Here is a 13739-nt window from a genome sequence, read left to right on the forward strand (position 1 = left end):
AAGGCCGTCTTCGGTTACCGCGGGAAACCTGACGTTTCCGCAGGTGGCCCTGGGTAGACGCAAATCGGACGGACGCTCTCCGCCGCCGAGTCGAAGAGACCCATGTCTCACTTTCGACTGGAACGGACATTCGGCCCTTTCCGCATGGCTATTGACGGATATCCAGGCGCTGACCAGGGAGGATAAGGTCCGGATCAGTTCCGACAACTTTTTCGTTCTTCTGATACAGCGTCTGCCAGCCGCCGGAGACCGCATGCTCCTGGGCGATCACTGACAGGTTGTCACCCGGCTGCACGGTGTAGTCGTTTGCGGCCGGGATGCCCGGCCGGGAATCGCCCCCGCGCGAGGGTCGCTGTGCGCCGTCGTCCGGACCGTTCGGGGTCGCGCGGTGGCGCCCCGAACCCTCCGCCGCGCCGGCGTCCCCGGCGGACGCGCCGTCGGCTCCGGGCGCACTCGACGGGCCGGCGGAGCCGTCGGCCGGGGCCGACGGGAGGTCGGTGCCGGGCTCCTTGCGGTGCTTGCCCTGCCCGGCGTCCGGCGTGCCGCTCGCGGAACCTGACGGGGTGCCACCGGCATCCGGCGTGCGCGAGGCGTCCGGGGTTGCCCCGGACGGCGCACCGGACCGGCCGGGCGCGGGCGTGGGCAGCCCGGACGGCGACGTCGACGGCGACCCGGACGGCGTGCCGGAGGGCGCGGGGGTGGCATCGGGGGCACGGGAGGCGTCCGGAGCGGGAGAGCCGTGCTCCGGCGCGGGAGTGGCGTGGCGCTCCGGCGTCCGGCCGGTCTCCGCGGCCGGCGGCGGGGTGGCCTTGGTGCCCGGGTCCACCTCGGGCGCCCGCTCGCTGCGGGCGAGGCCCGCGCCCTCGCCGCAGCTCGTCCACGGGCCGGGGCCCTGCGACTTGAGGATGCTCTCGGCGATGGCGATCTGCTGCGAGCGGCTGGCGAGGTCGGGCCGGGGCGCGTACGAGATGCCGCCGTGCTGCTCCCACATCTCCTGGGTGATCTGCAGGCCGCCGAAGAAGCCGTTGCCCTGGTTGGCACTCCACATCCCCCCGCTCTCGCACTGGGCGACCTTGTCCCAGGTGCCCGCGTCGGCCGCGGTGGCGCTGGTGGCGGCCAGCAGCGGCATGGCGACGCTGGCTCCGGTCACCCCCGCCGCGAGCACGATGGCGGGGACCTGACGGGGACGGCGATGTCTACCAGTGCCGGAGCGCATGTTCGGGCCTCTCGGGTAGGCGGCTTCGGATGGTCGTCGAACATAGCGACGGCCCCCAAGAGTCACAACCCGGTGTAGCGGAGGTCACGCTGCGATAACCGCGAGGTGACCGGACGTCATGTGCTAAGGGCATGCGAGGGCCTGCGCGGGCGGACGCGCCGTGAATTCCACGGGCAGCGTGCGCAGGCCGCGCATGATCAGGCCGCCGCGCCAGCGCAGGTCGTCCGGTTCGGCGGCGAGCCGCAGGTCGGGCAGCCGGCGCAGCAGGGTGGCGAGCGCGGTCTGCCCTTCGAGGCGGGCGAGCGGTGCGCCGAGACAGTAATGGATGCCGTGTCCGTAGCCCAAGTGCTGGTTGTCGCGCCGGGAGAGGTCCAGGACGTCGGGATCGGCGAACCGTTCGGGGTCGCGGTCGGCGGCCGCCAGCACCACCAGGACGGGGTCGCCCTCGGCGATCCGCTGCCCGCCGAGGACCAGGTCCCGGGTGGCGAAACGCCAGGTCGCGAGCTCTACGGGCCCGTCGTAGCGCAGCAGTTCCTCGACCCCCGTGGCGAGCAGCGACGCATCCCCCTCGGCGAGGGCGCGCTGCAGGCGCTCGCGCTGTTGCGGGTGGCGCAGCAGCGCGTAGGTTCCGTTACCGATCAGGTTCACAGTTGTTTCGAAACCGGCGAAAAGAAGAATGAAGGCCATGGCGGCGGCCTCGTTCTCGGTGAGGTGCTCGCCGTGGTCGCTCGCCCTGATCAGTCCCGAGATGAGGTCGTCGCCGAGATCCTCCCGCTTCCGGTGGATCAGTTCCGCGAGATAGGTGCGCATCTTCTTCACCGAGCGCGCCACCCCGCCGCGCGGCCCGCCCCCGTGCCGGATCATCATTCCGGCCCAGTCGCGGAAGTCGTCCTGGTCCTCCGGCGGGACGCCGAGCATGTCGCAGATGGCGTAGATGGGCAGCGGGAAGGCGAACTCGTGGATGAGGTCCGCCGCGCCCTTCTCGCAGAAGCCGTCGATGAGCCGGTCGGTGAGCTCCTGCACCCGGGGCGCGAACTCGGCGACCCGGCGCGGGGTGAACGCCTTGGAGACCAGGCGGCGCAGCCGGGTGTGGTCCGGCGGGTCGATGTTGAGCAGGTGCGTCATCAGGTTGGCGCTGCGCTCGCCGGGGATCCCGACCTTGCCCTTGCCGTGGGCCTGCTCGGAGTGGTGCACGGGGTTCTTCGACAGCCGCTGGTCGGCGAGCGCCTGCCGGGCGTCGGCGTACCGCGTGACCAGCCACGCCTCCACCCCGCTGGGCAGCTCCGTCCGGTGGACGGGCGCGTGCTCGCGCAGCCAGGCGTACGCCGGGTACGGATCGCTGGCGAACTCCCAGGTGAAGAGCTTCGGGGCAGGGGGCGTGGGATTCTCGTGCACGCCCCCGACGCTAACGGGTGCGGCGCCCCGAAGGGGCGCGGGGAACTGCGCGATCAGCCACGACGCGCCCGCAGCCGAAGTGCCGCGCCCGGGCCCCGAGGCGGTGCGTCGGCTGCAGGCCGGCGGTGGCTGATCGCGCCCACGCGGCGGCAGCCGTAGATCGGGCACTGCCCCGCGCCCCTTCGGGGCGCTTAGTGGCTGCCCGCGCCGCCGCTGCCGAAGGAGCCGCTGCTGCCCGGCTTCCACTTGCGGCGCTCGTCGGAGAGCTCCTCCGGGTGGCTGCCCGGATTGTGGATCTCGTGCGGCAGGACGCGCTCGCCGTCGGCCTCGGACTGCAGCTGGTCGCTCTCGCGGTGCTCGACGACGTACCCCAGGGCGTTCTCCTCGTCGTCGTTGTGGCCGGGCCCGTGGTCGGGGGACTCGGGGCCGCGCGTGTGCTCCTGCGGCGTCTGCCAGGAACCCTGGCGGCGCTGCGGGTGGGCGGGCGGCGGGGGCTCGCGGTCCCGCCACCGCTGCCCGAAGAAGAACGCGAGGATCAGCAGGGCGCCGACGCACAGCCCCACGAGAAAGGGGGCGGCGCCGCCGACCCAGGGCGGGAGGGCGAGATCGATCTGCTCAGTGCGCATGGATGTCGGGTACCCGGCCGCCGCCCGGACAAGACTGCGACTGAGCCGAACGGGTGAGCGAGGCCGCTACCGCCCCGCCGCCCGCTCGGCGGCGAGGATCGCGTCCCGGTACGCCCGGGCCGCGGCCCGCAGCGCGGTCTCCGGCTCGACGCCGGCCGCCTCGGCCCGTACGGCCAGCGCCAGCAGTTCGTAGCCCACGCCGTCGCCGGACGGCAGGGCCACGTCCAGGCCCTCGGCGCGGGCGCGGGAGGCGAGCTTGGCGGCCAGGGCGAGGGCCGGCTGGCCCAGCGGCACGCCCTCGGTGACGGACTCGCGCCGCTTCTCGGCGGCCTTGGTGCGCATCCAGTGCGCCTTGACGTCCTCGGGGGTGGCGGCGTCGGCGTCGCCGAAGACGTGCGGGTGGCGGTGGATGAGCTTGTCGACGATCCCGCCGGCGACGTCGTCGACGGAGAACGGCTCGTCGGGGTCGTCCTGGGCGATGCGGGCGTGGAAGACGACCTGCAGCAGCACGTCGCCCAGCTCCTCGCGCAGCGACTGCCGGTCGCCGGTCTCGATCGCCTCCAGGAGCTCGTACATCTCCTCCAGCCCGTACTTCGCCAGGTCCTCGTGGGTGCGGATGCCCGTCCACGGGCAGGCGAGCCGGATGCGGTCCATGACCTGCACCAGGTCCAGCAGCCGGGCACCGGGCAGGTCGTAGGAGCCGGGGAGCAGCTCCAGGGCGGGCATGCTCTCGCGGCCGGAGCCGGCCAGCCGGGCCAGGCCGTCGGTCAGGGCGCTCTCGCCCTCGGCGGAGGTGAGCACGACGGCGGTGCGCGAGCCGTCGGTGCAGTAGTCGACCAGCTCGCGGGCGGTGGGCGCGGCGTGCTCGACGTCCACGCCGGCCTCGCGCAGGTACGGCAGCTGGGGGTGGGCGGCGTCGGCGCACAGCACGCGGTCGGCCTCCCGCAGCGTCCGCCAGGCCGGCCAGGACAGCAGGCCGGGCGCGACCCGGTGGCTGGTGGTCAGGAGCACGATGCGGCCGGTGGAGTCGTAGGCGTTCACAGCACCGAGCCTATGCGGGCGGGCGGGGGTTCCTCGCCCCCGCCCGCGCCCCGCTGCGTCAGGCGGGACCCGCCGGCTCGTCCTGCACGGCCGGGCGCAGCCACGGCTCCTGCGCCGGGCGGGCGGTGCCGCGCTTGGCGTCCCAGGTGCCGTAGCGGGGGTTGACCTGCACGCCGAGGGAGTCGGAGGTCTTCCTGAGCACCTCGCCGGCGCGGTCCTTGCCCAGCGTGTCCTCCAGCTTGGAGCGGATGAGCCCCACCCGCAGGTCCTGGTCGATGCCGTCGGGGGCGACGCCCGCGGCCAGGAAGCGCGCCTCGACCGCCTGCGTCCCGCCCAGCATCCGCTCGACCTGCGCCCGGCGCTCCTGCACCTCGCGCCGGGTGACCTCGACGCCGCTGTCCTGCCCGGCCTTCTCGATGACCCGGTACTGGATGAGCCGTACGAGCGTGTCCTGCCCCAGCCGCCCGCTGGCCGCCAGCAGCTGGGCGCCCTGCGGGGCGCTGCGCTGGGCCTCGCGCACGTCGTCGACCCGGCTCTGCAACTGCGCCACCGTGATCCGCTCCTTGCCCACCACGGCGGCCGCCCCCGGGTGCGGGGTGGAGCCGCAGGCGGTGAGCAGGGGCGCGACGGCGAGAAGACCGGCGGCGGAGACGACGAGCGCTGTCCTGCGGCGGATCATGAAGCCTCCCGGAGGGGTCGTGCTGCATGGGTGATCGATGGTAGGCACCAGACGTGGCCCGCGTCACTGATTGGGCCAACGATTCGCACGCCGTCCGGGCACGCGGCAGCAGCAGGGGGCGGGCACGGACCGGAGGAAACCCGGCTGAACCGGGTGGCTCCCGCGCTCGTCTTCGAGTGGGAGGCCGGGCGACCGGCGGACCCGGCATATCTTTCGAAGGGGCCGGTCCTGCGGCGGCAGCGGCTGCCGGCCCCCCGAAGCGCACCCGAGAGAAGGACGTCCATGGACTCGGCCACCGCCGTTCCGGCACAGGCCCGCACGCCGGCCGAGACCGCTCCCTCGGGGCGGCGGACGGGGCTCGCCCGGCTGGGCGCGCCCCGGCTGGACCCCTACTGGCTGGCCGGCGTCCTGTTCGTCCTCTACACCACGCTGTCGGTCAGCCGGCACCTGCGGATGCTCACCATGTCCTGGGACCTGGGCATCTTCGAGCAGGCGATACGCGGCTACGCCGAGCTGCGGGCGCCGATAGCCGATCTGAAGGGGCCCGGGACCAACATCCTCGGGGACCACTTCAGCCCGATCACCGCGCTCGTCGCCCCCTTCTACCGCGTCTTCCCCAGCCCCCTGACCCTGCTGGTGGTGCAGGCCGCGCTCTTCGCGCTGTCGGCCGTGCCGGTCACCCGGCTCGCCGCGCACCTCCTCGGCCGCGGCCGGGGGCTGGCCATCGGCGTCGCCTACGGACTGTCGTGGGGCGTGCAGCGGGCGGTCGACTTCGACTTCCACGAGATCGCCTTCGCGATGCCGCTGCTCGCCTTCTCCCTGGAGGCCGTGGTCCGCCGGCGCTGGACGGCCGCCGTGCTGTGGGCGGCACCCCTGGTGCTGGTCAAGGAGGACCTGGGGGTGACCGCCGCCGCCGTCGGGGCGCTGGTCCTGCTGCGGCTGCGCGGCGCCCGCGGCCGGACCCGGGCCGTGGCGCAGGGCGCGGCCCTGGTGGCGTTCGGCCTGGCGGCCACCGCCCTCGCCCTCGGGCTGATCATCCCGAGCTTCAACAGCGGCGGCTCGTACGACTACTGGAACAAGCTCAGCGGGGACGGCGGCCCCGCGCCCGTCATCCCCGTGGACACCGCCGTGCGCACCCTGCTGTGGACGCTGCTGCCCACCACCGGCCTGCTCGCCCTGCGCTCACCGGTGCTGATCGTGGCCCTGCCCACCCTGGGCTGGCGGTTCGTCTCCCACGACGACCACTACTGGGGCACCGACTGGCACTACAGCGCCGTTCTGATGCCCGTGGTGTTCATCGCCCTCACCGAGGCGCTGGCCGCCTCCCGCACCAGCCCCCGCCGCCGGCTGCGCACCTACGCCCACCACCTGCCGGCGGCCGTCCTGGCCGCGGCCCTGGCCCTGACCGCGTCCCTGCCGCTGTACGGCCTGACCATGCCGGACACCTACCGCATCCCGCCGCAGGTCCAGGCCACCGAGCAGTTGCTGGAGCGCATCCCCGACGGCGCCACCGTCGAGGCGGACGTCGTGCCGATAAGCCGGCTCGCGGGCCGCTGCCGGGTCTTCTGGGTCGGCGGCACCGGCGGCATCAGGCCCGACTACGTCGCCGTGCACCTGGGCGACGGCCGCACACCCGCCGACGCCGCGGCCGACGCCGCCCGCACCCACGCGGGCGCCCGGTACGTCGTCGTGGGCAGCGAGGGCGGCTACGTCGTCCTGCGACGAGCTGCGCCGTAGGCCTGGCCGGCGGATCATGCAGCGCCCCTGACGGGGCACTGCACCAGCCCACGGCGCCCCGTAGGGGCGCGGGGAACTGCGCGATCGGCCACCGATGGCCCGCAGTCGACGCGCCACCCTCAGGCCCGGGCGAATCACGGCACCGCACCCTGCCTGCGGGCGCCGCACGGCGAAGCGTCAGCTGCCCAGGATCGTGGTGAGGAACTCGCCCGTCCACGCCAGCAGCTCGCGGCCGACCAGCGGCTTGCCGCCGATCGGGCGGGTCGCCGGGCGCGGCACCAGGATCTGCTGGGTGGCGGGCTTCATCACCGTGCGCGGGTACAGCCGCTTCAGGCGCAGCTCCTGCGACTCGCGCAGCTCCACCGGGCCGAAGCGCACGTTGGTGCCCTGCAGGGTGATGTCGGTGACGCCGCAGGCCCGGGCCAGCATCCGCAGGCCGGCGACGAGCAGCAGGTTCTCCACCGGCTCGGGCAGCTTGCCGTAGCGGTCGGTGAGCTCCTCGCGGACGGCCTTGATGTCCTCCTCGGAGTTGGCCGAGGCGATCGCCCGGTACGCCTGCAGGCGCAGCTGCTCGCCCGGCGCGTAGTCGTGCGGGACGTGCGCGTCCACCGGCAGCTCGATCTTCACCTCCAGCGGGGCCTCGGCCTCCTCGCCGCCGCCCTCCACCGACGCCCGGTAGTCCGCGACGGCCTCGCCGACCATGCGGATGTACAGGTCGAAGCCGACGCCCGCGATGTGGCCGGACTGCTCGCCGCCGAGCAGGTTGCCCGCGCCACGGATCTCCAGGTCCTTCATCGCCACGTACATGCCCGCGCCCATCTCCGTGTGCTGGGCGATCGTCGCCAGCCGCTCGTGGGCGGTCTCCGTCAGCGGCTTCTCCGGCGGGTAGAGGAAGTAGGCGTAGCCCCGCTCCCGGCTGCGGCCGACCCGGCCGCGCAGCTGGTGCAGCTGCGACAACCCGAAGTTGTCGCCGCGCTCGACGATGAGGGTGTTGGCGTTGGAGATGTCGATGCCCGACTCCACGATCGTCGTCGAGACCAGCACGTCGAACTTCTTCTCCCAGAAGTCGACCACGACCTGCTCCAGCGCCGACTCCGACATCTGGCCGTGCGCGGTGGCGATGCGCGCCTCGGGAACGATCTCGCGCAGCCTCGCTGCAGCCCGGTCGATGGACTCGACCCGGTTGTGGATGTAGAAGACCTGGCCCTCGCGCAGCAGCTCGCGGCGGATCGCCGCGCCGATCTGCTTCTGGTCGTAGGGACCGACGAAGGTCAGCACCGGGTGGCGCTCCTCCGGCGGCGTGGTGATCGTCGACATCTCGCGGATGCCGGTCACCGCCATCTCCAGCGTGCGCGGGATCGGGGTGGCGGACATCGTCAGCACGTCGACGTTGGCGCGCAGCTTCTTCAGCTGCTCCTTGTGCTCGACGCCGAAGCGCTGCTCCTCGTCGACGATGACCAGGCCCAGGTCCTTGAACTTCGTCTCGGAGGAGAAGAGGCGGTGGGTGCCGATGACGACGTCGACGGAGCCCTCCCGCAGCCCCTCCAGGACGGCCTTCGCCTCGGAGTCGGACTGGAAGCGCGAGAGCGCCCGCACATTGACGGGGAACTGCGCATACCGCTCGGAGAACGTGCCGAAGTGCTGCTGGACGAGCAGGGTGGTCGGCACCAGCACCGCCACCTGCTTGCCGTCCTGCACGGCCTTGAACGCCGCGCGGACCGCGATCTCGGTCTTGCCGTAGCCGACGTCGCCGCAGACCAGGCGGTCCATGGGGACGGACTTCTCCATGTCCTCCTTGACCTCGGCGATCGTGGTCAGCTGGTCGGGCGTCTCCGCGTAGGGGAAGGCGTCCTCCAGCTCCCGCTGCCAGGGGGTGTCCGGCGCGAAGGCGTGCCCGGGGGCCGCCATGCGGGCCGAGTACAGCTTGATCAGGTCGGCGGCGATCTCCTTGACCGCCTTCTTCGCCCGCGCCTTGGTCTTCGTCCAGTCCGCGCCGCCCAGGCGGTGCAGGGTGGGCGCCTCGCCGCCGACGTACTTGGTGACCTGCTCCAGCTGGTCGGTGGGGATGTACAGCCGGTCGCCCGGCTGGCCCCGCTTGGCCGGGGCGTACTCCACCAGCAGGTACTCGCGGGTGGCGCCCTGCACCGTGCGCTGCACCATCTCCAGGTAGCGGCCGACGCCGTGCTGCTCGTGCACGATGTAGTCGCCGGTCTGCAGCGTCAGCGGGTCGATGCTCTTGCGCCGCCGCACCGGCATGCGGCCCAGGTCCTTGCTGGCCGACTTCTGGCCGGTCAGATCCGACTCCGTCAGCACGGCGACCTTCAGGCCCGCGTGGACGAAGCCGCTGTCCAGGCTCGCGCAGGAGACGTGCACCACGGACGGCGTCAGCTCCGGCAGGTCCGCATCCAGGCGGGCCGGAATGCCCTCGCCGCCGAGCACCTCGACCGTACGGGCGGCCGGGCCGTGGCCCTCGGTGAGGAACACCGTCCGCCAGCCGTCCGACACCCAGCCCTTGGTGTCGGCCAGCGCCCGGGCCGTGTCGCCGCGGTAGGTCTCCGGCGCCTGCATGCCCAGCTTGAGGGTGTCGCCGTCCTCCTCGCCCTCCCCGGCCGCGAACGGACTCACCGACCACCACATCATGCCCAGCTCACGGGCATGATCACGGACGTCGGCGATGCCGCGCAGGGAGGCGGCGTCCACATCGATCGGCGCCTCGCCGCCACCGGCCGACGCCGCCCAGGACGCCTGCAGGAACTCCTGCGACGTCGCCACCAGGTCCGCCGCCCGCGTCCGCACCCGCTCCGGGTCGCACACCACGGCCATCGCACCCGCCGGCAGCACGTCCAGCAGCAGCTCCATGTCGTCCACCAGCACCGGCGCCAGCGACTCCATGCCCTCGACCGCGATCCCCTCCGCGATCTTCCCCAGCAGCTCGGCCAGCTCCGGGTGCTCCTCGGCGAGCGCCGCGGCCCGCTCACGGACGGCGTCGGTCAGCAGCAGCTCACGGCACGGCGGCGCCCACAGACCGTGCTCGGCGACCTCCAGCGACCGCTGGTCGGCCACCTTGAAATAGCGGATCTCCTCGACGTCGTCGCCCCAGAACTCGACCCGCAGCGGGTGCTCCTCCGTCGGCGGGAACACATCCAGGATGCCGCCGCGCACCGCGAACTCGCCGCGCTTCTCCACCAGTTCCACGCGGGCGTAGGCGGCCGCGGCGAGAGCCTCCACGACCTCCTCGAGATCGGCGCCCTGCCCCGGGCGCAGGCTCACCGGCTCCAGCTCGCCCAGCCCCTTGACCTGCGGCTGCAGCACGGAGCGCACGGGGGCCACCACGACGCTGACGGGCCCGGCGGCCGGGTCGTCCTTGCTCGGATGCGCCAGCCGGCGCAGCACCGCCAGCCGCCGGCCGACCGTGTCCGACCGCGGCGAGAGCCGCTCGTGCGGCAGCGTCTCCCAGGCCGGGTACTCCACGACGGCATCGGCCGGCAGCAGCCCGCGCAGCGCCGCCGCCAGATCCTCCGCCTCCCGGCCCGTCGCCGTCACCGCCAGCACGGGCCGCTGCGCGTCCCTGGCCAGCGCGGCGATCACGAACGGCCGGGCCGCGGGCGGCCCCACCAGGTCGACATGCGGCCGATTGCCGTCACCGGCGGCCTCGACCGCTTCGGCGAGCGCCGGATCCTTGACGACGGCGTCGAGCAGACCGTGCAGGCTCATGAAGAGATTTCCGTCCCGGTGGTGGACAAGGCGAACAACGCGAGCACCCGGCACGCGGGGCACGGCCGGGGCTTCCAGCGTACGACTTCGCTCGGCGCTCAGCCCGCGGGCGCCGAAGCGGCGCCCCTACGGGGCGGCGCTGCGGGGCGCCCCGCAGGGGCGCGGGGAACTGCGCGACAAGCCACGACGTGGCCGCAGCTACCCGGAGGCCGGGGTGGCGCGTCGGCTGCGGGCCGCCGGTGGCCGATCGCGCAGTTCCCCGCGCCCCTAACGGGGCGCCGTGAACGGGCTCAGTCGGGCGCAGGGCACCGTATACGCACGGACGCCCAACTCCCGCTACGTACAACGCCGCAGGCGCCACCCCGTGCGGGGGAATCGCCCGGCGAAGAGCAAGTGAAGCCCGTCCCCGGACAAGACAATTGCGGCTACAGGGAATTAGTGTTCGGGTCTATGGCCGAGGGGGGCAGTCGTGCGGCCCCCCTCGCACGGCCGCCGGTCTCCCCGAGGAAGCAGTCTCCGTGAAGATACTTCGTACCCGCGCTGCGAGCGTCTCCCGCCAGGGACTGTGCACTGCCCTACTCGTCGCCAGCCTCACCACCGCGGCCGTCGGCGCCAGCGCGCCGCACGGGGCGGGTGCCGACGACCCGTCCCCGGGTCCCGACAACCCGCAGCGCCAGCCGCACGGTGTCCCCAACCTCTCCCTCCCCGACCTGGTGCCGCGCCCCGGCGCCACGCCCAAGCCGGGCGAGCCCGGCAGCGGTACGGGCGGCGGCAGCAGCGACATTCCCGCCACCGCCCTGGCCGCGTACAAGAACGCCGAGGGCCTGGCGAAGGGCCTCTACCCGAACTGCCACATCAAGTGGGAGCTGATCGCCGGCATCGGGAAGGTGGAGTCGGAGCACGCCGCCTCCTACGGCCTGCAGCCCGACGGCAGCACCACCAAGCCGATCCGCGGCCCCCAGCTGACGGGCGACAAGTTCGCCCTCGTGAAGGACACGGACGGCGGCGCCTGGGACGGCGACCCGGTCTACGACCGCGCCGTCGGCCCGACCCAGTTCATCCCGTCCACGTGGAAGGACTACGGCGCCGACGGCAACGGCGACGGCAAGCTCGACCCCAACAACATCTTCGACGCGGCCGCCGGCACCGCGCGCTACCTGTGCGCGGGCGGCAAGGACCTCTCGGACGGGGCCCAGCTCGACAAGGCGATCCTCAGCTACAACAACTCCCGCGAGTATGTGAACGCCGTCCTCGCGTGGATGCACACGTACGAGAACGGCGGCAGCGGCTCGACCCCGGGCGGCAGCACGCCGTGGATCCCCACCCCGACCACCCCGTCCGGCACCACCCCGGTCCCGGGCCCGGTGCGCCCGAGCACGCCGAGCAGCCCGAGCACTCCGAGCACGCCCGCCAAGCCGTCGCAGCCGAACAAGCCGTCGGAGCCGACGAAGCCCCCGACCCCGAACAAGCCGGATAACCCGAGCAAGCCGGACAATCCGGGTGGCGGTGACAAGCCGACGCCGTCGAAGCCGGTCGAGTTCAAGGCCATCGAGCACGTCGGCACCGCCGAGCTCACGGCCACGGTCGACGACGAGGCGTTCGCCGAGCACGCGAAGGTGAAGGTCGTCACCGCGGACGGGCGGCCCGTCCCCAAGGGCACGCAGGTGCGCTTCGAGGTCATCGGCCCCAAGACCGAAGCGCGCTTCACCGTCGACGGCAAGCCCAGCACGTTCGCGCTCGTCACCGTCGGCGAGGACGGCACGGCCACCGCGCCCGACCTCAAGGCCGGATCCGTGGCCGGCGACTTCACCCTGCGCGCCACGGTCGACGGCAAGGAGGGGACGAAGGCCGGCAATGTCGACTTCGCCGCCACCGTCAAGCCCCGCCTCGCCACCGCCCTGCAGCGCATCGGCAAGGACGAGCTCAAGGCCGCCCCGAAGGGGTCGTTCGCCGGGCGGATCACCGTCGAGGCGAGCGGCGACGGCAAGATCGTCGCGGGCGCCAAGGTGACCGCGAGCATCCTCGGCCCCGACGGCAAGCCCGCGACCACCGGTCCGTACTTCAAGGACGAGAACGGCAAGCCCGCGCGCAAGCCGCTCACGTTCACGACCGACGACAAGGGCCGGATCGTCCTGCCCGAGCTGTTCACCGACGAGCAGTCCGGCACCTACACGCTGGAGCTCACCACCACCAACGGTGCGGTCCTGCAGCTCACGCTGACCGTCACCGCCCCCGCCCCCGAGCCGACGAAGCCGGCACCCACGCCGAGCCCGTCGGCCACGGCCAAGAAGTAGCCCCGGCACGGCGCGGCCGGCCCGCCCGCCTCGCGCGGGCGGGCCGGCCGCGCCGGCCTCACTCCGCCGCCGCGTCCTCCGCGACCGGCTTGCCCGTCAGCGCCGCCAGGCTGTGCCGCACGTGCGCCATGTGCGACTTGAGCTCCTCGCGCCGTTCCTCGTGCTCGCGCAGCACCCGCTCGGTGTCGCGCGCGATGCGCTCCTCGCGCACCCGCGCCTGGGCGATCACCGCGGCCGCCTGCGCCTCGGCGTCCTCCTGCCCGTGCCGCGCGGCCTCCTCCGTGTCCGCGTACCGCCGGCGCGCGTCGCCCAGGGCCGTGCGGGCGTACTCCTCCAGGGCCGCCACCCGCGCGTCCATCGCCGCCTCGCGCTCGGCGATCTCGCGACCCGCCGCGTCCCAGCGCTCGGCGTGCTCCTTCTCCTGCTCCGCCAGGATCATCGCCGTGCGCTGACGCATCTCCTTCAGCGCCGCCAGCGACTCCTCGCGCCGCTCGGTGGTCTCCTGGCGGGCCGTCGTACGGATGTCGTCGGCCACGGTCTCCGCCGCAAGCTGCGCCTGCCGGGCCCACTCCTCCGCCTCGGCGCGCACCGCCACCGCGTACTCGTGGGCGGCGTCGCGCACCTGACGGGCATGGGACTCGGCGGCCTCCTGCAGCTCCGCCGCCGCCACCTCCGCCCGCTCGCGCAGACCCGCCGCCTCCAGTTCGGCCGTGGTGACCAGGCCCTGGGCGCGCGGGCCCAGGGACTCGTACGTCTGCGGGGGGAGCTTGGCGACGACGTGGGCGAGCCGCCGCACCTCGTCCTCCATCTCCCGCGCCAGGACGGTCAGCCGCGCCGCGCGCTCCCAGGCGGAGTCGCGCTGACGGGCGTACTCCGCCAGCGCACGGTCGACCTGATCGGGCCGGTATCCACGGCCGCGCACGACTGTGAAACCGTCAGGAGACACCGATGAACTCATCCTTGTAGCCCCTTATATCCGGAAATCCGGTATGCGACACGGTCCGGCGTACATCATTCCCGTACGAGCGAAGTGCCCC

The 13739-nt window shown here is 73.4% G+C and carries 9 protein-coding genes; 2 read left to right on the forward strand and 7 right to left on the reverse strand.

Going from position 1 to position 13739, the window contains the following annotated elements:
* Positions 1-148: 148 nt before the first annotated feature.
* The 5 genes from AC27L3_RS22410 to AC27L3_RS22430 form a co-directional block, all read right to left on the reverse strand.
* A complete protein-coding gene (locus AC27L3_RS22410) occupies positions 149-1150 on the reverse strand; it encodes a transglycosylase family protein (protein WP_487235838.1) in 1002 nt (333 codons plus the stop codon).
* Positions 1151-1339: 189 nt separating this feature from the next.
* Positions 1340-2611: a cytochrome P450 family protein gene (locus AC27L3_RS22415; protein WP_487235839.1), complete on the reverse strand. Its 1272-nt coding sequence runs from the start codon at positions 2609-2611 to the stop codon at positions 1340-1342.
* A 191-nt stretch (positions 2612-2802) separates the two neighbouring features.
* Entirely contained in the window at positions 2803-3237 is a 435-nt protein-coding gene (locus tag AC27L3_RS22420) for a DUF6479 family protein (RefSeq protein ID WP_487235840.1), read from the reverse strand.
* 66 nt (positions 3238-3303) lie between these two features.
* Positions 3304-4278, reverse strand: coding sequence for a nucleoside triphosphate pyrophosphohydrolase (locus AC27L3_RS22425; protein ID WP_487235841.1), 975 nt, complete (start codon positions 4276-4278; stop codon positions 3304-3306).
* A 58-nt stretch (positions 4279-4336) separates the two neighbouring features.
* Complete coding sequence (locus tag AC27L3_RS22430; RefSeq protein ID WP_487235842.1) at positions 4337-4957, reverse strand: SurA N-terminal domain-containing protein; 621 nt, start codon at positions 4955-4957, stop codon at positions 4337-4339.
* Positions 4958-5239: 282 nt separating this feature from the next.
* Here AC27L3_RS22430 and AC27L3_RS22435 point away from each other — a divergent pair, with 282 nt between their 5' ends.
* Positions 5240-6694, forward strand: coding sequence for a DUF2079 domain-containing protein (locus AC27L3_RS22435; RefSeq protein ID WP_487235843.1), 1455 nt, complete (start codon positions 5240-5242; stop codon positions 6692-6694).
* A 177-nt stretch (positions 6695-6871) separates the two neighbouring features.
* Here the strand turns inward: AC27L3_RS22435 and mfd are convergent, their stop codons facing one another.
* Positions 6872-10408, reverse strand: a complete 3537-nt coding sequence (mfd, locus tag AC27L3_RS22440; protein ID WP_487235844.1) for a transcription-repair coupling factor — start codon at positions 10406-10408, stop codon at positions 6872-6874.
* A gap of 518 nt (positions 10409-10926) precedes the next feature.
* On the opposite strand from mfd, the gene AC27L3_RS22445 reads away from it, so the two are divergent.
* Entirely contained in the window at positions 10927-12702 is a 1776-nt protein-coding gene (locus AC27L3_RS22445; RefSeq protein ID WP_487235845.1) for a lytic transglycosylase domain-containing protein, read from the forward strand.
* Between the two features lie 58 nt (positions 12703-12760).
* Here AC27L3_RS22445 and AC27L3_RS22450 read toward each other — a convergent pair whose 3' ends face one another.
* Positions 12761-13648, reverse strand: coding sequence for a cellulose-binding protein (locus AC27L3_RS22450; RefSeq protein WP_487235846.1), 888 nt, complete (start codon positions 13646-13648; stop codon positions 12761-12763).
* Positions 13649-13739: the final 91 nt, after the last annotated feature.

Source organism: Streptomyces sp. PKA51, from assembly GCF_057552455.1.